The organism is Brevibacillus ginsengisoli, from assembly GCF_050113715.1.
In the GTDB taxonomy this organism is placed as follows: domain Bacteria; phylum Bacillota; class Bacilli; order Brevibacillales; family Brevibacillaceae; genus Brevibacillus_H; species Brevibacillus_H ginsengisoli.
Window position 1 is genome coordinate 448,358 of the sequence record NZ_JBNJQR010000002.1, and the last position, 23,737, is coordinate 472,094.

20 protein-coding genes are annotated in these 23,737 nt (G+C 46.4%); all 20 read right to left on the reverse strand.

Annotated elements, in window-relative coordinates; genetic code table 11:
• Position 1: 1 nt before the first annotated feature.
• The gene (locus ACQCN2_RS05685) at positions 2-958 is read right to left on the reverse strand and encodes an ATP-grasp domain-containing protein (protein WP_426927924.1); all 957 of its coding nucleotides are present in this window, start codon (positions 956-958) and stop codon (positions 2-4) included.
• Positions 958-2,235 carry a type III PLP-dependent enzyme domain-containing protein gene (locus ACQCN2_RS05690; RefSeq protein ID WP_426927925.1) on the reverse strand — a complete coding sequence of 426 codons (1,278 nt, stop codon included), beginning with the start codon at positions 2,233-2,235 and terminating at the stop codon, positions 958-960. The genes ACQCN2_RS05685 and ACQCN2_RS05690 overlap by 1 nt, the downstream gene beginning before the upstream one ends.
• Positions 2,222-3,400, reverse strand: coding sequence for a DegT/DnrJ/EryC1/StrS family aminotransferase (locus ACQCN2_RS05695; RefSeq protein WP_426927926.1), 1,179 nt, complete (start codon positions 3,398-3,400; stop codon positions 2,222-2,224). Before ACQCN2_RS05695 ends, ACQCN2_RS05690 begins: the two co-directional genes overlap by 14 nt.
• Positions 3,401-3,445: 45 nt before the next feature.
• Positions 3,446-4,108 (reverse strand): sugar transferase, encoded by a 663-nt coding sequence (locus ACQCN2_RS05700; protein WP_426927927.1) that lies wholly within the window; start codon positions 4,106-4,108, stop codon positions 3,446-3,448.
• On the reverse strand, positions 4,105-5,001 hold the full coding sequence (galU, locus tag ACQCN2_RS05705; protein WP_426927928.1) for a UTP--glucose-1-phosphate uridylyltransferase GalU: 897 nt from the start codon (positions 4,999-5,001) through the stop codon (positions 4,105-4,107). The genes ACQCN2_RS05700 and galU overlap by 4 nt, the downstream gene beginning before the upstream one ends.
• Positions 4,998-6,275, reverse strand: coding sequence for a glycosyltransferase family 4 protein (locus ACQCN2_RS05710; RefSeq protein WP_426927929.1), 1,278 nt, complete (start codon positions 6,273-6,275; stop codon positions 4,998-5,000). The genes galU and ACQCN2_RS05710 overlap by 4 nt, the downstream gene beginning before the upstream one ends.
• Before the next feature lie 90 nt (positions 6,276-6,365).
• Complete coding sequence (gene asnB, locus ACQCN2_RS05715) at positions 6,366-8,240, reverse strand: asparagine synthase (glutamine-hydrolyzing) (RefSeq protein WP_426927930.1); 1,875 nt, start codon at positions 8,238-8,240, stop codon at positions 6,366-6,368.
• A 4-nt stretch (positions 8,241-8,244) separates the two neighbouring features.
• Positions 8,245-9,369 (reverse strand): glycosyltransferase, encoded by a 1,125-nt coding sequence (locus ACQCN2_RS05720; RefSeq protein ID WP_426927931.1) that lies wholly within the window; start codon positions 9,367-9,369, stop codon positions 8,245-8,247.
• Positions 9,366-10,502, reverse strand: a complete 1,137-nt coding sequence (locus ACQCN2_RS05725) for a glycosyltransferase (protein WP_426927932.1) — start codon at positions 10,500-10,502, stop codon at positions 9,366-9,368. Before ACQCN2_RS05725 ends, ACQCN2_RS05720 begins: the two co-directional genes overlap by 4 nt.
• Positions 10,503-10,507: 5 nt before the next feature.
• Positions 10,508-11,716, reverse strand: a complete 1,209-nt coding sequence (locus tag ACQCN2_RS05730) for an O-antigen ligase family protein (protein WP_426927933.1) — start codon at positions 11,714-11,716, stop codon at positions 10,508-10,510.
• A gap of 11 nt (positions 11,717-11,727) precedes the next feature.
• Positions 11,728-13,080, reverse strand: a complete 1,353-nt coding sequence (locus tag ACQCN2_RS05735) for a phenylacetate--CoA ligase family protein (protein ID WP_426927934.1) — start codon at positions 13,078-13,080, stop codon at positions 11,728-11,730.
• 2 nt (positions 13,081-13,082) lie between these two features.
• The gene (locus ACQCN2_RS05740; protein WP_426927935.1) at positions 13,083-14,459 is read right to left on the reverse strand and encodes a phenylacetate--CoA ligase family protein; all 1,377 of its coding nucleotides are present in this window, start codon (positions 14,457-14,459) and stop codon (positions 13,083-13,085) included.
• Positions 14,456-15,817 carry a lipopolysaccharide biosynthesis protein gene (locus tag ACQCN2_RS05745; protein WP_426927936.1) on the reverse strand — a complete coding sequence of 454 codons (1,362 nt, stop codon included), beginning with the start codon at positions 15,815-15,817 and terminating at the stop codon, positions 14,456-14,458. Before ACQCN2_RS05745 ends, ACQCN2_RS05740 begins: the two co-directional genes overlap by 4 nt.
• Complete coding sequence (locus ACQCN2_RS05750) at positions 15,768-18,110, reverse strand: nucleotide sugar dehydrogenase (RefSeq protein WP_426927937.1); 2,343 nt, start codon at positions 18,108-18,110, stop codon at positions 15,768-15,770. The genes ACQCN2_RS05745 and ACQCN2_RS05750 overlap by 50 nt, the downstream gene beginning before the upstream one ends.
• A 22-nt stretch (positions 18,111-18,132) precedes the next feature.
• Positions 18,133-18,897: a tyrosine-protein phosphatase gene (locus ACQCN2_RS05755; protein WP_426927938.1), complete on the reverse strand. Its 765-nt coding sequence runs from the start codon at positions 18,895-18,897 to the stop codon at positions 18,133-18,135.
• Between the two features lie 20 nt (positions 18,898-18,917).
• On the reverse strand, positions 18,918-19,601 hold the full coding sequence (locus ACQCN2_RS05760; protein WP_426927939.1) for a CpsD/CapB family tyrosine-protein kinase: 684 nt from the start codon (positions 19,599-19,601) through the stop codon (positions 18,918-18,920).
• Positions 19,591-20,304, reverse strand: coding sequence for a YveK family protein (locus ACQCN2_RS05765; RefSeq protein WP_426927940.1), 714 nt, complete (start codon positions 20,302-20,304; stop codon positions 19,591-19,593). Before ACQCN2_RS05765 ends, ACQCN2_RS05760 begins: the two co-directional genes overlap by 11 nt.
• 208 nt (positions 20,305-20,512) lie before the next feature.
• On the reverse strand, positions 20,513-21,031 hold the full coding sequence (locus ACQCN2_RS05770; RefSeq protein ID WP_426927941.1) for a methylated-DNA--[protein]-cysteine S-methyltransferase: 519 nt from the start codon (positions 21,029-21,031) through the stop codon (positions 20,513-20,515).
• Between the two features lie 18 nt (positions 21,032-21,049).
• A complete protein-coding gene (locus ACQCN2_RS05775; protein ID WP_426927942.1) occupies positions 21,050-21,676 on the reverse strand; it encodes a bifunctional transcriptional activator/DNA repair enzyme AdaA in 627 nt (208 codons plus the stop codon).
• A gap of 215 nt (positions 21,677-21,891) precedes the next feature.
• A complete protein-coding gene (locus tag ACQCN2_RS05780) occupies positions 21,892-23,658 on the reverse strand; it encodes a methyl-accepting chemotaxis protein (protein WP_426927943.1) in 1,767 nt (588 codons plus the stop codon).
• Positions 23,659-23,737: the final 79 nt, after the last annotated feature.

A 23,737-nucleotide genomic window follows, 5' to 3' on the forward strand; every position in this document is an offset into this window, starting at 1 on the left:
CCTAAACGATCCTGACCTCATCAAATTTAAGCATTGTACTACCGGCTTGATACCGGCCTAGCTCTGGGTCATTAGACTGCCCTTGCAGATTGTTTAGAAGGAAGCGGAAGAAATTTTGTCCGCAAAGATAGGCATGGGGATAGCCTCCGCCAAAACGTGGATTGATTTCGGAAATAAGATAGTTGTCCCCCACTTTAAAACAGTCAATATCGATGGGACCTACTGGCTTTAATACATGTAACAATTGTTCAATCAGACTTGTGAATTGCAGGTCCTTAATCGCTAGAGAACGATCCGTCTCTCCTGCTCGCATCCGCAGCTTTTTTTTCGTAAATATGGAGATTGGCTTTTGTGTGATAAGATCCACATAGGCATCTACTCCGTATTCCTCCATCTCAAGAAACGGCTGCGCCACCAGATCATGTTCGGGACGCATCGCCTCTTCCAACGCCTGATAGGTTTTCACAATCATGATGCCTTGGCTGGCGCTACCCTTGCGTGGTTTCAGAAGCAAGGGAAAAGAAAACTCCTCTTTCTCAAGTGCTTCTCTCGTCTCCTCCAGGCTTGCGCGTGTTGGTACCGCAGGCAGACCGTGTGCGGTTAAAAATGTGTAAGTTGCTTGTTTATCCAGACAGATATCAATCACATCAGGAGCAGAGACTACCAGGTGGATTCCAGTGTCCGCAAATCGTTCACGGTGCCGCGATAGGAGGGAGAGTTCGGGATCAATCAAGGAGAGAACCGCGCCAACTTCAAAGCGACTGCATATTTCGAGTAGTTTATCTAAGTAGTCGGGATCATCAATGGGTGGAACCAGCAGGTGATCATCGGCGGCATACAAAGCAGGCGCATTCTGATCACAATCAACGGCGACTACACGTCCATTACCAGCTAATGTCTCTTGTAAAAAGTGAATCAGTTTTACTCTACGACCGGCACTCGTGAAAAGTATATTCATCAGCGGTTTACCTCCATCGATTTCACCCTATCATCAAATACATATAGGCTCTCCGGGAAGAATTCCGAGAGCGTCTCTCTTTTTCTGATGGTAAAAACCTCGTCTTGTTGCAGCGCCAAGATTGGCGGTCGCTCTTTGATAAAGGGTGGTTGAAAGACGATGGTATAGGCACCAACGTGGCTAAACATAAGAAAATCCCCAATTTGCGGCAACGGACCACGGTGAGCGCAAAGCAAGTAATCTTTCTCCATACAGGTGTAACCAACGACGTGATAGATAGCCTCGCGGGTTCGTTCATCTTTTCCAATGACCTTTACAGGTAGAGGGTGAGGATGCATCGTAGGCTTAATATTGTGTACACTTCCATCTACGGTGACAAAAGTGCTTCCTCTGTTCTCCTTGATATCTACCACCTGACAGACGAAGGAAAGAGTATCCGCGACCAACGAGATTCCTGGCTCAATGATTAATAGTGGTTGATTCGGCCATGTGCCGAGCTCTTGCTGCATGATTGAACCAATCACTTCAGCATACTCCTCATATGTCGGCACCTCTTGTTGAGGAAACGTCTCGGGCAATGATCCGTACATGCCCCCACCGACATCCAGATAAAGCAAGGTGTCCTGAAGATAAACATTGGCAAGGCGACATAGCTCTCTGGTAATGGTCTCATACACCTTCAAACTGCGATTCGTTGAAAAATGTCCATGTAGACCAACGACTTTAATATTAGACTGTTTCGATAGCTGCTCCAGGGCTGCAAGAAAATTGCCGTTTTCCACACAGAAGCCGAATCGGCTAACTTCATACCCGTTTTGAAGAGGACTCGTGGAGTTCTTTGCGAGATCGATATTGACGCGAAGACCGATGCGGATTGTCCGGGACTGGTTCGCATCCGCATAATCCAGGACGGTTTGTAGTTCAGTGAAGGAATCGAGATTGATCATGCTCTCTTGCTCGAGCGCATAGATGAGATCCTGCTCCCGTTTAAGTGGTCCGTTAAAAATGATCTCGCTCGGGTCAACACCAAGCTTGATCGCTAAATCATACTCTAGCCGGGAGACCACTTCTGCGTATGCCCCGGCGCGATGCAATGTTTGGCAGAGAAACGGCAGATAATTGGTTTTATAGGAATAGGCGATGACCACTTTAGGATAGTAAGTGGCAAACGCTTCAGACATCCGTTGATAATTTGTTAGCAATTTATCGGGCATAAACAGATAAAAGGCTGATTCTTGCAGCTGGTACCACTCTTGAAGTTTTTCATAGGGATACATGGCGATTCTCCCCCGAACTGCGAAAATAACAGCTTTTCAAATGCTTCAGTACACGGGCTTGATCATCTACCCTCAGATTGGAGCCAGATGGAAGACATACACCCTCGCCAAACAATCGATCTGCGACACTTGTTTCTTCCTCGGGGTCATGCGGATAAAAACCACAGTCGGCAAATAGCGGTTGACGGTGCATCGGCTTCCAAACATGTCGCGCTTCAATGTTGCCTTCTGCCAGCGCGTGAACCACCTGCTCGGGGGTAACATTGCAGTGACTTTTCTCCAAGGTCATGACACTAAGCCAGCGTGTCGACATTCCCTCGGCAATTTCTGGCATAAAGGAGATCCCCGGTAGATCGGCCAATTCCTCCACGTAACGGGCAAAAACCTGTCGTCTGGCGCGAATCCGTTGATCAAGCACCCGTAATTGTCCTCTGCCTACAGCCGCTAACAGATTACTAAGCCTGTAATTATAGCCTATTTCGCTATGCTGATAATACGGTGCGGCATCTCTGGCTTGGGTTGCCCAGAAGCGGGCCTTTTCCAAGGATTCTAGATCATCTGAAACGAGCATTCCCCCGCCCGATGTCGTGATGATTTTATTGCCGTTAAAAGAGAAAATGCCAAAACGACCAAACGTGCCGCTTGAGCGTCCGAGATATGTCGCACCCAAAGATTCAGCAGCATCCTCGATGATCGGAACACCATAAGTATCACAAATTCTGCCGATCTCCTCCATACGCCCGGATTGTCCATAAAGATGAACCACGATCACCGCTTTGGGTAAACAGCCCTTACTGGCGGCCTCTTCCAATGCCCTTTTGAGTGCCACGGGAGACAGGTTCCAACTGGTTGGCTCCGAATCGAGAAAGACAGGGGTAGCCCCAAGATACAACACTGGATTCACACTGGCGATAAAGGTGAGTGTCGAGCAAAAAACGATATCACCTGCTCCCACTCCAACCAACCGCAGAGCGAGATGTATCGCTGCTGTTCCAGACGAAACCGCTAATGCGCCCTTACAACCAAGGCGTTCGGCCATCTCCTGTTCAAACGCATCTACATGCGGTCCAAGCGGAGCGATCCAGTTGGAACTAAATGCCTCGTCCACAAATGCTTGTTCTTCCCCGCTTAAATGGGGCGGAGATAGAAAAATTCGTTGGTTCATCTCAACTCATTTCTCCTTTCCCGGCGTTTAGCCCACCTATGGTTTTCACCGTATTTTGGTTTTTTGGTTCATGATGGTGTCGGAGAATTCTTGATGTCCCTCAGTGGCGGTTGATCGAACTGGTGTGCCCGTAAAATCGGCGACGAACAAATCTGCTTGTTCTTTTGTCTCCTTGCGGTTAAAAACCTTGGTGAAGGTAAGCCACAAGATTCGCAAATCGATCAGAAAGCTGCGATGATCCACATACCAGACATCAAGCTCAAATTTTTCCTCCCATGTCAGCGCATTGCGTCCATGTATCTGCGCCCATCCGGTTATTCCCGGCTTCACATCATGGCGTCGCGCTTGCTCAGGGGTATAAAGCGGCAGATACTCCATCATCAATGGGCGTGGTCCTACCAGGCTTAGTTCTCCTTTGATCACATTCAGAAGCTGTGGCAGCTCATCTAAACTAAATCTTCGCAGGAATCGTCCGAATGGAGTGATTCTTTGCTCATCGGGTAACCAAACTCCTTGCTCGTCCCGTCCATCGGTCATTGTGCGAAATTTGTAAATGAGAAATGGTTTTCCCTTTAAACCTGGTCGCCATTGGGTAAAGAAAACCGGAGTACCAAGCTTAAAGCGAATCAAGACGATAAGAAGCAGAATCAGAGGGCACAACAGGATCACGAGTACAAGGGAAATCGTTACATCAAAGAATCGCTTCATGACACTGGACTGGCGGGCTTCGCATGTTCTTCCAAACGGTCGGCCAAAAGGGTAAGAACCTTTTCTCGCAGATCTTCCCGAGCCAGGGCAAAATCAATCGTCGCTTCTAAAAAGCCCATTTTATTCCCGACATCATATCGCTTTCCGGCAAACTGATAAGCCATAACCGCCTGTTGTCTTGAGAGGATGCGCAAGGCATCGGTTAGTTGAATTTCTCCCCCTGCTCCTGGCTCCAGTGTCTCAAGGATGGAGAATATTTCTGGCCGAATAATATATCTTCCCATAATGGCCAAGCGTGAAGGCGCTTCACTTTTCTTAGGCTTTTCAATCAAGTCGCGCACATGATAGATGGACTCCCCAAGCAACTGATCGGTATGAACAATTCCGTATCGCTCCACCTCTTCCTCCGATACTTCCTGGACGCCGATGATGGAGGAGTTGAAGCGGTTGAATGCCTTGATCATCGAACCTAAGCACGGTTGCTCAGCCACGACGATGTCATCGCCTAACAAGACGGCAAAGGGTTCATTACCAATAAACTTACGGGCGCACCAGACCGCATGCCCGAGTCCAAATGCCTCCTTTTGCCGGATATAATGGATTTCTACCAGATTGGTGATCCGTTCAATCTGCTCCAACTCGGCAAAGCGTTGTTTCGCCGAGAGTGTAGACTCAAGCTCATAGGATTTATCGAAGTGATCCTCGATAGCCCGTTTCCCTCTTCCCGTGACGATAATAATATCCTCGATTCCAGAAGAGACAGCTTCTTCAATAATGTATTGAATGGTGGGTTTATCTACGATGGGCAGCATCTCTTTGGGTTGTGCCTTGGTTGCCGGCAGAAAGCGTGTGCCAAGTCCGGCCGCAGGAATAATCGCCTTACGTACTTTCATTTTGCATAGACCCTCCCTTCCTCATGAATGGGCCGGGTGTGCCCAATAGCGCCAAGCAACACGTTTTCCATCTGCCTGGCCAATTTACCCCTCTCATACTGTTCTTCCGCCAGCTTGCGCGCGCGCAGTCCCATCTGTTGCAACTTCGATTGTTCATGGATCAAACTTTGTAATAATTGGGCAAGTTCTGTCGGTTCTTGAGGGTCAACATAAAACCCGATCCCATGAGTCTCGACGATCTCTTTGGTCCAACCGTTGGAATTGACGATGATCGGCTTAGCTGCGGCTAACGAGTCGAAAAATTTGTTAGGAGAGTTGGTTGCGAGTATCGGCAACGGTAAAAAGGAGGTAATCGTTATATCGCTAGAAGCCAAAAAGTAAGGCATCTCTTTTCGTGGGATTGGTCCGGTAAAAAATACGTTTGTTACTCCATGTGCGCGAATCATTTTCTCCAGCTCAGGCCGCATTTTTCCTTCTCCCGCTAAAAGAAAGACGACTCGCTCCTCTCCCTGTTGATGCAATTGAATCGCGGCCTCGATAACAGCTGTCAAGCCGTTTGCTGGACCGAGTGCGCCACCATGTAATAGAACAAGCTTCCCCGCTAGTCCATACTTTTCTTGAAGTTGTTCCAAACGTTCGGCTGAAAGAGTTTGCTCATCGAACAGGTCAAGATCCGCACAATTGGGAATCATCGTAATCTTGTTCTCAGGAATCCCTGTGGCACGTATGCCCTCGGCCATCCCGGGCGAGAGCGCAACGAGATGTGTCGCTTCCAGATAGGTCTTTTTCTCCAACAAGCGTAGCAGACGGATCAGAAAGGGATGACGAATCGCCCCAATCTGGATTGGCGCTTCTGGCCAAAGATCACGGATCTCGAAGACAAAGGGAATGCGTCTCAACTTTTTGACAATCAGAGCGGGTATGGCAACGGTTAGTGGCGTGGATGTTGCGAGGATCAGATCAACTCGTTTACCAAATAGAGCCAACCAGGTGGCAAAGAAGATAAAGAGGAAAAAAGCAAGCACGCGACGGACGAAGCCCATGTAATTAGAGTAAGCGACCTTCACAGCCACAATACGAATTCCATCTAAGTGCGCCTTCCGAAAGAGTAATCCTTCGCTCTCCCCTTCGATTTTTGGCAAATAGGCATCTCCGGTAATAATCGTGACTTCATGACCGCTACGTACCAGATGTTTGGCAAACTCATAGGAGCGTGTACCCAATGTACCTTCTCGTGTCGTAAAGTATTGATGGATATACAGAATTTTCATCATTCAACTCCCCTTACCCACCTCTACCTCTATCAAGGAATTCGCTACTGGTACTTTATTCTCAAACGGGAGTATTCAGAACTAGCTACTTTTTCACGAATAAAATTGGCGCAGCCAAACCTCCAAAGCGAGCGGCGCAAATATATCCTTGAACCAAATCGTTCCCTTCCCTACTGGTTGTGCGCAATATTGATCATATTTTCTTTGCAGCTGTCCTCGATCGATCAGATGATGTTGAAAAATCAAACTTTCCTTCTCGAAGTAGCGAAGCACCTCAGAGCGCAGCTCCCCTTTCAACCACTCGCTCTGTGGATTGACGAAGCCTTGCTTATCCTTGCGCCATACAATCTGGGCGGGAAGCAACGGCTGCATCGCTTGCCGAAAGATATACTTGGTCCAGCCGTTTTTCAGCTTATAAGAAGGAGAGAGCGGAAGAAGCTTTTCTACCAGACGATAATCAAGAAACGGCAGTCGAACCTCGCGCGAGAAAGCCATAGACATTCGATCCTCGTAATGTGTCAAGACAGGAACAGAATAACGGGTAATATCCAACTGTTGTCGCTCAAGCAGACTCATTCCAGACGAAAGACCGACATTCATCGGCTGATACGAGTGCAACGCTTCTCCGCTGATATCGTGCTCTTTTGCTCGTAAAAAGGCGGGAAGGTACCGTTTCGCCTCCGAGTAGTTGAATTGATGCAAAACTGTTCCTTGTTTCCAAAATGCGTAGAGCAGATGATGAGCCTCTTTGTACATCCGTTTGCGCCATAGCTCCTGCAGATAGAAGCCTAGATATTTGCGGTAGCCGCAGAGAAGTTCATCTGCCCCTTGGCCGCTCAATATCACAGTGATTCCCAGATGTTTCGCCTGTTCCATCAAGAGATAGTGCGCGACTGTGGAGAAACTGCCAATCGGCTCGTCATTATGCCAAGTGACCTGGTGCAGGTAATCGAAGGCTTGTGCCGCGTTAAAATCAAGGACAACCTTCTGTACAGGGCGGTTCAAGAAGCTGCTCATCTGATCAATAAACGGGCTTTCATCAAACCTCGGATCTGGACTGACCGCGGAAAGCATGTGTAAGTGATCCTGTTGGCTTATCACTTGGTTCATAACAGTAGCGATTGCGGATGAATCTACCCCTCCAGAGAGTAGAACGCCAACGGGAACATCGCTGCGAAGCCGCAAACGGACCGAATCGATAAACAGCTCACGTAATTGTGAAGAAAGTTCCTGTTCATCATATGGCTCATCCAATACGTTCGGACTTGGAAACTGCCAATAGGACTTTTGCTTTGGCTGTAAAAGAGTATCGCAAGCAAGATCAAAGCGAAGATAATGGCTGGGAGCAACTTTATGAATCTCATGAAAAAATGTATCGTCCGAAGCGCCGAGCAGCGTTTGATGGATATAAGCACCCACAGCCGCATGATTGAGCGAAAAATGCTGATCGGTTAGCTCCCGTATCGTCTTGATTTCGGACGCAAACAAAAGCTGCCCCTTGTCGTAGGCATAATAGAGCGGCTTCACCCCAAAACGATCACGGCTTAGATAAAGCTGCTGATGAACTTGATCGAGCCAAGCGAATGCCCACATTCCATTTAGTCGGGGTAGTGTATCATCTATCCCCCAATGATGAAGCGCGCAGAGAATCACTTCGGTATCACTATCGCCGTGAAATCGATAACCTTTGGAAACCAGCTCGTCGCGGATTTCTCGGTAGTTATACACCTCTCCGTTGTAGATAAGGACGCCTTTTTCTCCCTGTGCGATCATCGGTTGAGCACCTGACTCACTAAGATCAAGAATGGCCAGACGTTGATGACCAAGACCGATCTGCCAAGCTCCCACCTGATACTGCCCGATTCCCTGTCCATCGGGTCCACGATGCGCTTGAATCTTTTGAGCTCGGTATAATAACGGGTAAAGAGAATTCTCATGATGGCTGACGATACCTGCGATACCACACATCCGTTTATCCCTCCTTCACGTTTTGAACGGACATAGGCTGAGACTTTGTCTCATTTTGTACAAGTGGTAGCAGAATCTCCCCGATAATCCGTCCCTCCTGATAATTCAAGGCGGTCTCATGCGCTTTTTCGCACATCGCTTGATGCCTGTAGGGGTTTACTTGTAAATATCTCAAATAGTTTGCAATCTCTAAAGGTGACTTTATCTCGACCAGAAAACCGTTTATCTCATGCTGAACTAACTCGGGTATCATCCGCCATTTCGTGGAAATTACCGGAATGGACGAAAAAAATGCTTCCAGGATCGCGGCCGGGTATCCTTCTCCCGGATGATAGGAAGGCAACAGGAGAACATCGTACGGTGCCAATGTTGTTAAAATCTCGGTTCTCTCAATCACACCGCCATAATGCGCCTGCGGATGTTGTGCCAGCAATCGAAAAAACTCCTCCCGCTCCTCCGCAAAGATCGGTCCGTAAAACGTGCACTCCCAGTCAGGAGCATGCTGCAGTGCATTAAAAATATCAAAGATTCCCTTCTCCGCGCGTATTTGTCCGACAAAGACGGCATGTGGTTGATGATTGAATGATCTTGAGGCAGGAGGAAGCGGTTCAAACGGCAAGAAATTAGGAAAGTGAACGACTTGTTCACTTCGTAACCCCACTTGTTCTATGAAAAAGCGGCAAAGCTGTCGAGTTTGTGGCAGCACATAATCGCAGTTTGCAAAGACACGTTTATTGAGAAGTTTCCACCAGCCAGGCAAACGGTTCATTTCCTCGTCAAAATCTCCACCGAAAATCTTTACAATCACCTTTTTTCCAGAAAAGTGGTAGAGCAGGATGAATAGGATCCCAATCGTATAGGCAAAACGGTTATTAGCCCAAAGCAATATCCCGTCCACTCTTTTCTTGGCTCTCCATGCGGCTAAAAAAAAACGGACCGCATTTTTAAGATCACTGCGATCCAAGCTCCGTACCAACTTGCTTTCCTGATCCTTACGGGACGTATCAAGAACTTCCAGGGTAATGCCAGCTTGTTGCCAATACCTGCTCTCCACCATCCTCGAAAACGATACGGTGTCACCCCCAATTGGCGGTGGCAACGGTCCCACTGCTAGATATGTGCCGCTCATGTAAGTTTCCTCCTCCCTTTCGTCAGTACTTGATGAAAGGTTTCCTCATACTCTTGTGTAATTCTTCCAGCGTCATAGCAACTTGCTCTTTCTTCCCCCGCGGCGAATTTTATTTCGCCATTCAGCATGCGGCACATACCTTCGGCTAATGCGGGAACGTTCTGTGATTCAACCAGATACCCATAGCGATTATCCTGCAATATTTCCCTCGGTCCGCTGGGACAATCTGTTGCTACGACCGGACATCCACATGCCAATGCTTCCAGTACGATATTCGGGAATCCTTCCCAGCGAGAGGAGAGCACGAATAGATCGGCGTGAAGCATATATCGATGAGGATTCTCTTGAAATCCGGCAAACGTGACATGTTGTGCAAGATCAAGCGACACTGCGAGAGACTCTAGTTCATTTCGGAGTGGCCCCTCTCCGAGAATCGTTAATTGAACGTCCTGCCGATGGTTTATTACCTGACGTAATGCGTGCAGGAGCAGGTCAAATCCTTTTTGATAGGTTAGGCGGCCCGCTGCAACGATTTGTTTTCCGCCTGGTCTACTCCAGGTACATGGAAGCATCAAGGCTTGTCTAGTCACAGCACCCAGATCAAGAGGGTTGTAAATTTGTTTGACCTGCTGTTCGGCCAAAGCCGGTAAAAAGTTTAGGAGATCATCATACATGCCCACAGACTGTGTAATGATCATATCTGCTTTGGGGTAAAGCAACTGGTAGAGCGTCTTAAACAACCAGCGCTTCAATGGCGGTAGAGCGGCTAGTGCGCTCCTTGCCGTATTCGCTTCTCGAATAATCAGTTTGGTCCCTTTGCGATAAAATCTTCTTGCCGCTAGTACCGCAAAATTCATGTAATCCATCGTGGAGAAAATGACATCTGGGTTGATACGGTTTATCTCGCGGATCATTTTGAGCCAGGCATGCCGAACCCTTTTCACGTGCAGATGATTTACATGAATATCTGTTGGAATATCCTTTACATATGGCCCCTTCAAATCGAGGGCAAGCAGAATTGGTTCGATCCGACTGCGATCAAAATGGCGTAACAAAGTAACGACCACTCGCTCCGCCCCTCCACCCGACAAATTCGGTACAATGCACATCACCTTGATCAGTGGCAAGTTCATCTCTTTCACCCCCCTTGCGCATAAGCTTCTTCAGATCGTTCGTTTCTGATCCCTGCCTGTTTCACTAATAGAAAAAAAGCAATGGCGGTCATCAACCAGGCACTTTTCTCCATATAGCTGACGAGCGCTACATCCCAAAGCAAGGAATTCACAATCATTAAAAAAATCAGTAAATAGCGACTGTCACGAAAAAGCCTTATTACACAGAGCAGAAAGAGCAGCAGCTTAGTTAGATAAAACAGTAACGTTCCGAATAATCCGAAGTCTGCTAGCATTTCCGCGTAGTTATTATGCGAATACGTCCCGTATGTGCCAACGACACGAAACTGATCGATTCCAACGCCAAAATAAGGATGCTCCACCCAGACCGCTAACGCCTCTTCTATCATTGCCAACCTTGTCGTTCCGCTCGTATTCTCTCCAGCTAGTAAATGGATAAACCGTTTGGTCACGGTCAACTCCTGGATCTGCTCCCAAAGCACACTGCCAATCACCAAGGGAAGAATAAAAAGTAGAAGATACACGGCAATCAATAACGCTTTGCGAACATTGGAGCTGGCTGACCAAAGTTGAAGTCTAACCGCTAAATAAATGAGAAATAATCCCCAGAACAACAGCATTTTAATGCTTCCGGAAAAAATGGTGGCAAAAAAGATAAAAAACAAAGCGACGAGAGCAAAAAGCTGTTTTTTTTCCTCCGCCGCCAACAACACAAAGGCTGCGGTAGTCAAATGAATCGCCAACGTGTTGGGATTGCCCAGCATACCAGCCAAACGCATGTTTTCTCCTGCGGTAGCAAGCTCGGGGAGAGCACTCAACATGATGATGATCCCGCTGATCAAACAACCGACAACAACGGACTTCCAACTGCCCCCATTAAGCAATGCCACCCAGAGAAACAATCCCCCCAATGCTGCCGAGTATAAGCTAAACATCGACACCATTGCTGAGTCAGGAGCGGGTGACCACCAGACTGAGATCAGTGCGTAGAATAAAAATAGGAAGGGCCAGACCATCCATCGTGAAACCACTAATTGTCCTAGGCTAAGATAGTGAAACAGCAAAACAACTCCCATCATGGCGGCAACCACTAGAGAACCTCTGGAGAGAATCGGAATGTCAGGAAAAAGCAGAACACTGCAGACATAGAGGAATAACAGAAGGGAAAGTAGCTTATTGGATGTGGGCTTCTGTCTCGTGATTGCGGTACTCACCTGATCACCCCCTACCTTGGTACTTGGGAGATCGTATAGCGGTATTTACCAGATGGTGTGGGATCGATCTGTTCGCAAAGCTCCACCTCCACCTCGCACTCCATTACCTTTCGTATCTGTGATTTAATTTGTCTGATCTCTTCCTGAAGCGAATAAGCTACCTGGTGCTCGGGATAGGGAACGATCAGAACTCGTACCAAATCAGGCTTTTCTTGAATGACCTGAAACTTTTTCACAAAGGGGCGTGGATCGATCAACAGCAAAAACAACATACCATCTATCCATCTTCCCTTACGATCAACGAAGATATCATTCACCCTGCCAGTGATTTCCTCAAGCAATGGATAGCCACGCCCACAATCGCATGAGGCGGTACTCCATCTCCCCATATCACCGATTCGATAGCGAATAAATGGCATCGCATAATTAATCAGTGGAGTGACTACGATCTCTCCAATCTCTCCCGGCTTAGCCGGATTTCCATCCCGGTCGATGATTTCGATGAAATGAGTGAGCGAAGAGACATGTAATCCTTTATGTCGCTCACACTCGCATGCCATATCGCCCACTTCCGTTGATCCATACCGGTTAAATACAGGTGCCTGGAATACCTGTTCGAGTTTCTTCCGCATATGGGGATATAGTGTTCCCGCCGATGTCATGATCGCTTTAGGTGGGTGGACGACCATTTTTTCCAGCTCGCAGAATCGGGCCAACTCATACAAACTTTCTACGTAGGCAAGAATCTGCTTAGGTTGAAAAGTATTAATTTCCTTAATATAGCTTCTCATTACATCTGGCGTCATGCGTAAGCAACTTAACCAGCGTTCATTACGTAGCCAGCATCCAATTCGGGTACGAAACCTCTCTTTTCCTTCCATTAGACTCCGTTCCAATCCCCATAAGCGTACCTGCTTATCGATGAGAGATCGTCCGGTCCATTCATCATCTAATATCTTAATGGCTTGATTCCAGGCAAAGTAGTCACGATCCAGTATCAGTCTAGTGGCTACACCCGTTGAACCTCCCGTTGTGTTTTCGTACCACTTACGGGTTGCCAAATCATCGGATGTCAGCTGTGCGTAATTTGTACGTATCTGCTCTTTATTCAAAAATGGAAGCTTTTGAAATTCATCTAGCTTAATCTCACCCTGATTGGTCACAAGACCATGTTGCTCAAATAACTGGCGATAATAGGAAGTATGACGATAGGCATGATCAAGTAACGCGTATAGCCTCTCTTGTTGCAGCGATGTAATCTGCTCCGGTGATAGCCATTGCCACTCACGTAACTTATCTAAATATTCCAGAGTCCTTCCCTGCAAGGAGACTCTTTTTTCCCATACAAGTCGTTTAATACTCATGGTTAATCCCTCTTTATTGGTGTGACCTTAGAAATGGTAAAGCGGTACTTTCCGGACGGAGTGGTTGGTATCTCCTCCACAAATTGAAGTTGAATCTGACACTTTTCACCCATCAGTTGGTTACACTTTGAGGTAATGAGGTCGACTTGCTCACGGTAATATGCACGAGGCGAGGCGACTGACAGCGTTGGGATAATACTGATCTGCAAGCGCTCTGTCTCCTCCTGCAGGACTTGAAATTTTTTTACCATCGGAATGGTACCTAGCAGAATCACAAAGAGGCGGCCGTCGACTAAATTGCCATCTGGGGTAAGAAACAGATCATTGACCCGTCCAGTGATTTCTTCGAGAAGCGGCCAATTACGTCCGCAACTGCATGTCTCGCTAGACCATTTTGCCCGATCCCCAATGCGGTAGCGAATCAAAGGCATCGCGTAATTATGCAAGCAAGTGATAACCAGTTCTCCTTGTTCACCAGGAGATGTATGTGTTCCATCTGGTCGCAGGATTTCGACATAGTGAGTTAAAGGAGATACATGTAATCCACGATGTACCTCGCATTCACAAGCAATTGCGCCGATCTCCCGTGAGCCGTAACGGTTGAAAACGGGACAACGAAATACCCGTTCCATTTGTTCGCGCATATGCTGATAGAGCATACTCGCGGTCGTCATGATCGCTTTGGGGGAATGAATGGGTAGTTGGTGTTCTTCGATGTAGCGGGCAATTTCATACAAGCTTTCTGCGTAAGCAAATAGTTGTACCGGGGCAAACCCATTGATCTCGGCTATGTAGGACTCGATCTGTTCTCGGGACATGCTGCGAGTATTTAGCCAGAGCTCATTGCGAAGCCACCGTCCAAGATTGGTCCGCCACGATTCGTGTCCTACCATCAAGTCTCTTTCGGATGCCCACAATAATATTTGTCGATCAACCATTTGGCGACCGCTCCACTGGTCAAACAGAATTTTCAACGCTTGGTTCCAGTAAAAATAGATCTCGTCCTGCAACAGTCTGATTGGCTCACCTGTTGAGCCCCCCGACCAGTTTTCATACCATTTCCGTTGATCAAGGTCATCTGATTTTAGCGGATCGTATGAAGGGGTGAATTGATGTCGTTCAAGAAGCGGGATCTGTGAAAAACTCTCCAGATCAATCCTACCGTTCTCACCGATGACCTTGGCGTCTCGAAGTACACGCTTATAGTAAGGAACATGTTGATAAGCGTGATGTAACAGCGCGGATAGCTTCTCCTCCTGAAAATCGTCAAGCTGCTGTCTCTCCCACCACTGCTGCTCCTGCAGTTGACTAACAAGATGAAGGGTTTCCCCTTGCAAGGCAACCCGTCTTTTCCATATGAACTCTTTCCACCTGCTCATGATTCGCTCTCCTTTATCCCCTCATCAATCACCGTGACAGCTGTCTTGTGACGTTTGGTAAAAAACAGCACAATGAGAATCAGCATCGCGTTAAAAAAACAGCCAATCATACTGTACAGCGCAATACTTTCGAGCGGAGCGAGATGAGACACGGCCCAAAATAGACAAGCGGTGCGTACGACAAATAATGTAAGTTCATAGACAAACAATGCTCGCTGCCAACCCAATACTTGAGCAGTAACAAAAGCGGGAGAATTAAGAAACCCCATAAACAGCCAAGTCACGAGCCACTGTGCAATATGACCAGCTTCTCCCCACGCATGCCCAAGAAATAGCGAAAACAATTGGGAGCCAAACATGAGGATCACTATTGCCGGCAGAATCCCGATTAAACCAAGCATCCAAGTGGCTTTTTGCAGTAAATGGTATAAACTCTGACGTTCGTGGATCGCTTTGGAAGCCCTTTGATAGTAGACCTGTGTCAATGATTGCCCTAAAAAAGTGAGTGGCATGTCTATTAAACGATGTGCCAGCGCATACCAACCAACGATCGCAGCACCATAGGCATGAGTGAGGAAAAACGCGGGTACATTTTGTGATAGTGCGTTAAGCAAGGCTTGTGGTGCACTATATAGTGGAAAACGGATATAAGCGCGTACGATTTGACGGATGTCGGGCCATGACCAGCATTGCCTCCAGAAATTACGCTGCTCCCTCCAGATTTGCCAGGTGAGGATAGATGAGGCCACCAACTGTCCAAGAAATTGTCCTCCCATTAATCCCAAAGGTCCGGGATACATTGCGCCAATGCTTACTTGAGTCGTACCTGCGGTAACAGAGCGGCTTATCTGTGCCTGGGACAATCTTTTATAGCGCTCTGTTCGGGTCGTCCAATAGTTTAGAGCTTGAAAAAAACCAATGGCTATCAAGTGAATAGGTAAAAACCAAAACCAGCTCACCAGTTCACGTGGAAGAGCAACCGCCATGATTTCACTTCCCACAAGCAGAAGCAAGCAAAATAGGACAGACGCCATCCCCACAGGAATGAGCAGCGAGAGCAAGAGCAAACGTCCTGCCTCCTCCTCCCGCTTAGGCAAAACAATTGCCGCTTCATAGCGACCACAGGCAAGGACAGAGAAGATACTGACCAGCGACGAGTAGAGCGAAAAAACGCCAAAAGATGAAGGATCGTACAATCGGCTGAGAACCGGGGCGATTGCTACCGTCAATACTTGAGCAAGCCCCGTACCCGTCATCAAGATCAGCACCTGCTGGAGAAATCGATTTTTGATGAGCAACCGTAAGCGATTAGCGGTATGAGTGCTCATGGTCTTTGCTAGTTTGATACCAGTGAACAAAATGAGAAAGCCCTTCATCTAGTGAAATTTTCGGTGAGTATCCTAGCCACTCTCTGCATTTTGTTAGATCGGCCCACGTGGTCGGTACGTCACCTGTTTGCGTTGGCATCCATTCAATGGTCGCCTTCTTCCCGATTTGTTGCTCCAGTAAAGTGACGAGATCAATTAGTCGAGTCGGTTTGTCGTTGCCCAGATTAAACACGTCGTAACCGGTAAGCTCAACTTCCATAGCACTGCGAATCCCTTGTACAATGTCCGTTACATAGGTATAATCGCGACTGGTTGTTCCATCTCCAAAAAGTTGAATCGGTTGATTCCTAAAAATTTTATTGGTAAAAGTATGAATCGCCAGGTCAGGCCGTTGCCTAGGGCCATATACGGTGAAGAAACGCAAAGCAACCGTCGGTAACCCGTAGCAGTTGGCATAGCTGTGACAGAGTGCTTCCCCTGCTACTTTGCAAGCGGCATATGGAGAGGCAGCTTGAAGGAGTGGGTCTCCCTCCGCAAACGGGACTTTTTCATTTAACCCATAAACCGAACTGGAAGATCCAAAAATGAATCGCTTTACACCATATTGAACGGAGTGATCAAGCAGATTTGTCGTTCCCACGATGTTAGCCTGAACGTAAGAGGCTGGATTTTCCACCGATGGGCGCACACCCGCTCGCGCCGCCAAATGAATCACGATTTCCGGCTTCCACGCGCGAAATAGTTTCTCCAGTCCTTCTCTATCACAAATATCCAGCTCGCTGAATTGATAGCCGCTTACATAGCGATGATGCGCAATATTCTTTTCCTTTTGCTTGCGGTCATAAAAGGCGTCCATATTATCAACGACATGTACAAGATACCCTTCTGCCAAAAGCTGGTCGACAAGATGGCTCCCGATAAAACCTGCTCCACCTGTAACAAGGATACGCTGCCCTGTCGGCTCGACTGTATGCCCGATACCCTGATAAGCAAAACCAGCTGCTTGAAGGCGATCTGGATCCAGATAATTACGGGCATCGATTAGCTTTTTTTGACCCATGAGCGCACCTAGTCGCATGTAGGAGAGCTCGCGAAATAATGGCCATTCCGTTACCAAAACAACAGCATCGGCATCCGTAAATAACTCTTCCACCGAATCGCAGTATTCAACAGGTAGATCTGGGAACTGCTTTTGACAATTAGGTATCGCAACGGGATCATATACCTTGATCCATGCGCCAAGCTGAAACAACTGCTGAATCAGATCGAGGGCTGGTGCGTCTCGTAAATCATCGGTATCCGGTTTAAATGAAAGACCGAGTAACCCGATTGTTCGATTTTTACAGTCATACAACATATCTTGCAGCTTCCCGATGACATTCTGCCTTTGCTTTTGGTTGACGGAGAACGTGGCTTCAACCAGCTTCATATCTGCGCCCATTTCCCTACCTAAGTAGATCATTGCTTTCACATCCTTGCCGAAGCAGCTCCCTCCCCAACCAATTCCAGCTTTTAAAAAGGAAGAGCCGATACGCCTGTCCAAGCCGATTCCCTTTGCGACTTCACGAATATCCGCCCCGGTCTTTTCTGCTAAATTGGCAAATTCATTAATAAAGGAAATCTTCGTTGCCAAAAACGCATTGGATGCATATTTAATCAGCTCCGCACTGGTCGGGCTGGTTGTCAGTAATACAGGCGCCTGATAATCTACGGGACGCGGGGCGACTGCAGGCGGTTGAAAGGTTTGTTCGGTAATCGGTTGATAGAGTCGCTCCACAATCGGCAACACTTGATCATGATCTGCGCCAACAATGATGCGATCCGGATAAAACGCATCGTGAACGGCTTCTCCCTCGCGCAAAAATTCAGGATTGGAAAGAACGTGTACGTCCCTAGCGATTCCCCTTCTTGCGAATTTAGCCTCAATGATGCGTTTTACCTCTTGTGCTGTTCCTGGGGGTACCGTTGATTTGATGAGGATCAATGGACATTGACCATCAGAGCGTTCCGCAATAGATTCGGCCACTCGATATAGATAAGAGAGATCAACCTGACCATCCTCTTGTGAGGGAGTTCCTACAGCAATCAGAAGCACGTCTGCCCCGTCAGTAAAATCGTCCCAGTCCGCCGTAAACGTCATCCGGTGTGCCGATCCCTCATAAATTTCTTGCAAGCCCTTCTCGTGGAAGGGAAGTCTTCCCCCTTGCAGACCCTCGATTTTTTCTTGATCTGTATCGAGCAGGGTAACTTCATGACCCAAATAGGCAAAAACACAGCCGGTGGTTAGTCCTACATAACTTGATCCAATTATCCACACTCGCATCTCGTACCCTCCCTCTTACTCCTTACCAAAACCACCACTTTTTTCTGGTAACGAACCCTATCTCCCAAACTTTACACGGTTCGGCATGCAAGATAGCCTGCGCATTGTAATGAAAACGGGTAACGTCTTCCTCTGGTAATAGTTCACTTAGGACTGTAAACGCTTCGGAAAGCTCTGCGCGACGATACCGTACACGATGGGCATCGGAAGCCACGAGATGGACCAGCCTTTGACGAACCAGTTTATGAGCAAATTGCTTCGTACGCTTCCCCATCTTGCCGGTTAAACTATCACCTGTTATCTGTGCGATTGCCCCTTTTTTTATCCATCCAACCAAACGATCCTGCTGATGACGAAGCGCTACGATACGCTCTGGATGCGCAATAATCGGTATGATTCCGTTTTGCAACAGTTCATCGATCAAGATATCAGTGAAAAGAGGCAGCGTCAGAGAGGGTAATTCCAGGAGCAAATACTTTTCCTGATCACATAACGTCATGATTTGTTTGTTCATCAGATGCTTGTATAACTCAAAATGAATGTGTACCTCAGCACCAGGATGGAGTCGTATCGGGATGTGGTGTCGCTCCAATTCCTTTTGCAGAATACCCATTGATTCTACTGTTTCTTCGGGTGTATTATGATAGATTCCATCATAGGTATGAGGGGTCACAATCATATCGGTAATCCCGTCTTGAAAAGCGATGCGAGCCATTTCAACGGCCTCTTCCAGCGTCTGGGCCCCATCATCTCTACCCGGAAGCAAATGGCAATGGATGTCAATCATCCCGGCATACATCCCATTTCTTAATCGCCTTGCACATATTCATAATAGTAGTCCTTACTTTTGACTTTTTTGTCATTGAGCACAGCGCCAATCAGATTAGCTCCCACATGCTCCAACAGCATTTTCGCTTTTTGAACGTTCGCTAATTTTACTCTTCCGCTTCGAACCACTAGTAAAACCCCTTGCACCATCGTGGCAAATAACTGAGTATCCGTCACAGGGAGAATTGGCGGGGAATCAATCAGCACCATATCGTAGCGGTTTTGTAATTGCTCTAGTATCATTCGCATTCGCGGTGTACTGATCAGCTCTGCAGGGTTCGGTGGGATCGGGCCGGACGTGATGACATCAATGCCGATGTCTGGAATACGCTGAATCACTTGATCCATCTCCGCACGATGTAACAAAAGATCGGAGAGACCTTGTTCATTGTCTAGACGAAAAACGCGATGTAAGGCTGGCTTCCTCATATCACCGTCCAACAGCAGAAGCCGGATACCGCTTTGGGATAAGACAATGGCCAGATTGCTGATCGTGGTTGTTTTTCCTTCTCCCGGCGCTGCACTGGTAACCACCAACGTGTTGTAATGATCTCCATTGCTGGCAAACTGGATATTGGTACGCAAGGTGCGAAATGCTTCCGCCGCCGCATTTTTCGGATGAGTATAACAGATCAATTTACTGAACGGCTTTTTATCCCTCAAGCGAGACACCTCTTTCCTGTCTGTTTTTTTGCGCCTTTTTGGGATTAATCGTATGAATGACACCTAGCACGGGGATTCCTAAGCTCTGTTCGATCTGCTCCTCCCTGCGTATGGTTTTGTCCAAAAATTCGAGAAAGAACGAGATTCCAAGACTGAAAAGAAGTGCGACGAAAAAGGCTACTGCCATATTGATGTATGGCTTCGGACTTACAGGTACATAGTTGGCTGAAGTACTTGCTTCATCAAGAATGGCGACATTGTCCACCTTCATGATTGATCTGATATTCTTCTGAAACGAGCGAGCAAATTCATTGGCAATACTCGCAGCTAGCTTTGGGTCATGATCCGTTACAATGATCGTGGTTACTAGTGATTGCTCCGTTTCTTGAACACGAACTTGCTTGAGCAGCTCATCAGACGTTTTGTCCAATTTAAGGACGGTAAGTACCTCTTCAGCGATCTTTCTACTTTTAATAATCGCGCTATAGGTCTTGACCAATTCTTGATTGGCGCGAACATCATTATAAAGCTCCGAAGGATTCTGTCCTTGAACCACAATGGTTGCTTGCGCCTCATATGCAGGGACGAGGACACGGAAGCTAACATAGCCGCTCAAGGAAACAGACAGGACAATACAGAACAATATCAGCCATATACGTTTTTGCGACATTTTGCCTATCGCGATCAGATCAATGTTTTCCATGGCAGTCGATGCTCCTTGTCAAAGGCTTATCGAAACGTTTGGACTAATACAACCATATGGCCTAGGTCCCGTTCTTATTCCATGAACTTCTACGCGATGATGATCTAAAAGGAGATGTCGAGAAATATATGGCGGATACCGATTGTTTTTGAGGGATTTAATGAGGAGGTATTGGAGATTAAAGGGGAAAACAAGCTGGCAGAATACATCAACGTTCTCGTTCTAGTTCCAAGAGCTGTGTCTTTCTATCCAATCCTCCCCGATATCCAGTCAGTGAACCATCTTTCCCAATTACCCGATGGCATGGTACGGTGATCAAAACTGGATTCGCACCAATCGCAGCTCCAACCGCGCGCACTGCTTTCGGTTTTTTTAGTTGATCCGCAATATTTGAATAGGTTTGGGTTTGTCCATAGGGAACCCCGCATAGTGCATTCCAGACAGCTATCTGAAATGGAGTACCATGAAGATCAAGAGGAATGCTGAAGTTCGTTCGCTTTCCTTGAAGGTATTCCCTTATTTCTGTTGCATATAGATGTAGTTTTTCATCATCACGTATCAAAAGACTGCCAGGAAATCGGTTTTGTACCCAAATAGACAATTCTTCAAATGGTTTATTCTGCGAACCTACGTAACAAAGTCCTTTTGACGTGGCTGCTATATAGAAATGCCAGTCCTCAAGATCCAGTAATCCCCAGTAAATCGTCGCATTCATTGATTTCTCCATAGACTAAGACCTCCAATTCTATTTGATTCCGTTCATTTGGCGATAGTCCGCTGGCGTATATCCAGTTTTCGCCTTAAACATCGTGATAAAATACGGCGTGTTGGGAATCCCCACCAACATCGCGATATCTGAAATGGCTTTATCCGATCCTATTAAAAGATCAATAGCCCTAGCAATTCTTGTTTGTTGTAGATATTCATTCGGCGTCATTCCTTTTACTCGTTGAAATACACGGTGCAAGTGATAAGGACTGCCATGGCACATCTCGGCCAGAGTATTCAGTGTCAACCTAACACTATAATTTATGTCCATACAATGCTCAATCTGATTGACCCACTCCTGATCAGGTAAACGACGATTGGTCGGTTTACATCGTTTACATGGACGGAAATTATCTGATAGCGCATGTTCTGCGTTTTGAAATACACGCACATTTTCTCTTTTAGGTGCTCTGGATTTACAAGAAGGCCTGCAAAAAATCCCCGTGCTCTTCACACCATAGAAAAACTGACCATCGTAGGATTTATCATTGAGGATGATGGCTTGCCACTTTTCATCTGTTATGGGTTCCTGAACTCCGGCCTCTCTATTTATAGGATGAACGTTGAATTTATTCTCATGCTCATGACCTTTACTCCCCATCATGTATACACCTCCACTCCTAGTATATCTTTAATAAAGCCCGTCTGTACGTGATGAAGAATGAAATGGCAAGATATCGAAATCAGTTCCCGAAAGAAAACGATCAGCTGATCTAGAGCCGTACCGAGCGAATATTGTGAGACAAAAAGAAAAAAACCTCCCTGATTCGAAGTAATTTCTTTTACGATTCGGCGGAGGTTTTTTGATGATTATTGGGATTAAATTTGAACAGCAGCCTTACTTCTGTAAATTTCCTTTTGTTTGACGAGGATCATCTTTAATTCCGTCAAATGAGAGACAACCTCATCAGAAACAAGTGTGATCTCATCTAGCAGCTGATTTGCTTTCTGATGATCGCCTTCATTAACAGTTTGAACCGCCTTCCTAGCCAATTCATGAATCCGTTGGTGAGGTTTGTCTAATTCTATGAATACCTTTTCGTTCCCAAGTAAACGTTGGGCGAGTCCGTAATACCATTTTCCCAAGCGGCAATCCCGGTAGGAAGCGACCTGATTCTCGTCTAATTGCTCAAAGCCGAGGATGAGATTATAAACCTTCCAACGCCAGAGCAAGTGATCCGTAATGGCTAATTGAATAATGTCTTCCTGACTGATTTTCATGTTTTTTGACACGGTTTTGACCCGGTAGGTATCAATTAATTTACTTAATTCATATACAGCTGCACCAGTCTTGCGGGCAATATCTCCCCCATTCCTAACAGCCTCTGAAATCATGTGATTTCGATGGGAGATATCGTCGGTTGTAGTAGCTTGTTCCTCTGTAACATCGGCAATTTCTTCAAAATGTCTACCGACTAATTGAATTGATTGATTAATATGATTTAATTCAGTAATCAACTGCTCCGCCTGTGAAACACTAAATTGCAGACGTTCTGCTGATTGATCTGATAAGTCAAGAATTTCTTTCGTAATATCGGTTAGTTGTTTCATATCATCATTTGTCGTGGACACTGAATTTTTCGTATGCTCCGCCAGCTTACGTACTTCCTCTGCGACAATGGAAAAACCTCTTCCGTGTTCACCCGCACGAGCCGCTTCTATGGATGCATTCAGAGCCAGGAGATTGGTCTGATCCGCTACACCTTTAATGACATCCATCACTTCGCCCATTCTTTCTACACTATTAGACAACCGATGGATTTTCGCTTTAATGGTCTCCTGCTCATTTTGAATTTCTGTTAAGGAATGCGACACTTCCGTTAGAGAGATTACACCTTGATCCAGCTTCTCTAGGCTAACATGGGAGCTATGGGCTACTTGAGAAACTGAGCTTGCCACCTCTTCTATACTAGCCGTTAATTCTTCCATTGCCGAGCTAACCGATAAACTGTCTTCCAATTGACGGTCTTGGTATTCTAATAAATGTCTGATTTCATCGATTTGAGAGTTTCTTTCAATAATTTCAGACAAACCATTAATAAATTGACTGGCTTGAAGCTCCATGTAGGTTTCAACCAGAATCTGCTGATCGAGGGTTACAAGGCTTTCGTAAGCTAAAATCGCGTTTAGCATTTCATCTGGTTTTTTATAGAGAGACTGGGTGATGAACGGAAGCAATTGTTGGTTAATGAGATGAAAGGAGGACAAAAACCAATCGGGAGTCAATCCAATTTTTGCATGTGCTTCAGCAATTGCGCGGCGGTTAAACACATAGTTCAAATCAATTTCATACTCAAATAAATCGATCAAATATTGATGAAACATCTGTTTGATCTGATCCCCTGAAGAATGATTACGAATGATTTCATTTAAGAACGGAACTTGCTGTAAACGATTGTAAAAGTTATCGATAATCGTAGATGAATGCTTCAGGTAGATTTCCTTAAGCTTGTGGACAGTTTCTACGCGAATTTTCGTCAGTCCAAGAAAGTCTAGCTTCTCTTGCAATCTCTCATTTGCTTTTATATCCGAAGAAGAGACTAAAGAGAAATAGTCGTAATGCACTAAGTTATTTTTTCTAAACACTCATAATCCCCCAATTTATAGATAAATACCTGACACTTTATCCTAGTTTATTAGAACTGTTACTGGTTAGCCAGAAGAA

What these genes read in the sequence shown, in the direction of transcription:
- ACQCN2_RS05685 (WP_426927924.1), bottom strand. Translation starts at nt 958, where the DNA reads ATGAATATACTTTTCACGAGTGCCGGTCGTAGAGTAAAACTGATTCAC.
- ACQCN2_RS05690 (WP_426927925.1), bottom strand. Translation starts at nt 2,235, where the DNA reads ATGTATCCCTATGAAAAACTTCAAGAGTGGTACCAGCTGCAAGAATCA.
- ACQCN2_RS05695 (WP_426927926.1), bottom strand. Translation starts at nt 3,400, where the DNA reads ATGAACCAACGAATTTTTCTATCTCCGCCCCATTTAAGCGGGGAAGAA.
- ACQCN2_RS05700 (WP_426927927.1), bottom strand. Translation starts at nt 4,108, where the DNA reads ATGAAGCGATTCTTTGATGTAACGATTTCCCTTGTACTCGTGATCCTG.
- galU (WP_426927928.1), bottom strand. Translation starts at nt 5,001, where the DNA reads ATGAAAGTACGTAAGGCGATTATTCCTGCGGCCGGACTTGGCACACGC.
- ACQCN2_RS05710 (WP_426927929.1), bottom strand. Translation starts at nt 6,275, where the DNA reads ATGATGAAAATTCTGTATATCCATCAATACTTTACGACACGAGAAGGT.
- asnB (WP_426927930.1), bottom strand. Translation starts at nt 8,240, where the DNA reads ATGTGTGGTATCGCAGGTATCGTCAGCCATCATGAGAATTCTCTTTAC.
- ACQCN2_RS05720 (WP_426927931.1), bottom strand. Translation starts at nt 9,369, where the DNA reads ATGAGCGGCACATATCTAGCAGTGGGACCGTTGCCACCGCCAATTGGG.
- ACQCN2_RS05725 (WP_426927932.1), bottom strand. Translation starts at nt 10,502, where the DNA reads ATGAACTTGCCACTGATCAAGGTGATGTGCATTGTACCGAATTTGTCG.
- ACQCN2_RS05735 (WP_426927934.1), bottom strand. Translation starts at nt 13,080, where the DNA reads ATGAGTATTAAACGACTTGTATGGGAAAAAAGAGTCTCCTTGCAGGGA.
- ACQCN2_RS05740 (WP_426927935.1), bottom strand. Translation starts at nt 14,459, where the DNA reads ATGAGCAGGTGGAAAGAGTTCATATGGAAAAGACGGGTTGCCTTGCAA.
- ACQCN2_RS05750 (WP_426927937.1), bottom strand. Translation starts at nt 18,110, where the DNA reads ATGCGAGTGTGGATAATTGGATCAAGTTATGTAGGACTAACCACCGGC.
- ACQCN2_RS05755 (WP_426927938.1), bottom strand. Translation starts at nt 18,897, where the DNA reads ATGATTGACATCCATTGCCATTTGCTTCCGGGTAGAGATGATGGGGCC.
- ACQCN2_RS05765 (WP_426927940.1), bottom strand. Translation starts at nt 20,304, where the DNA reads ATGGAAAACATTGATCTGATCGCGATAGGCAAAATGTCGCAAAAACGT.
- ACQCN2_RS05770 (WP_426927941.1), bottom strand. Translation starts at nt 21,031, where the DNA reads ATGGAGAAATCAATGAATGCGACGATTTACTGGGGATTACTGGATCTT.
- ACQCN2_RS05775 (WP_426927942.1), bottom strand. Translation starts at nt 21,676, where the DNA reads ATGATGGGGAGTAAAGGTCATGAGCATGAGAATAAATTCAACGTTCAT.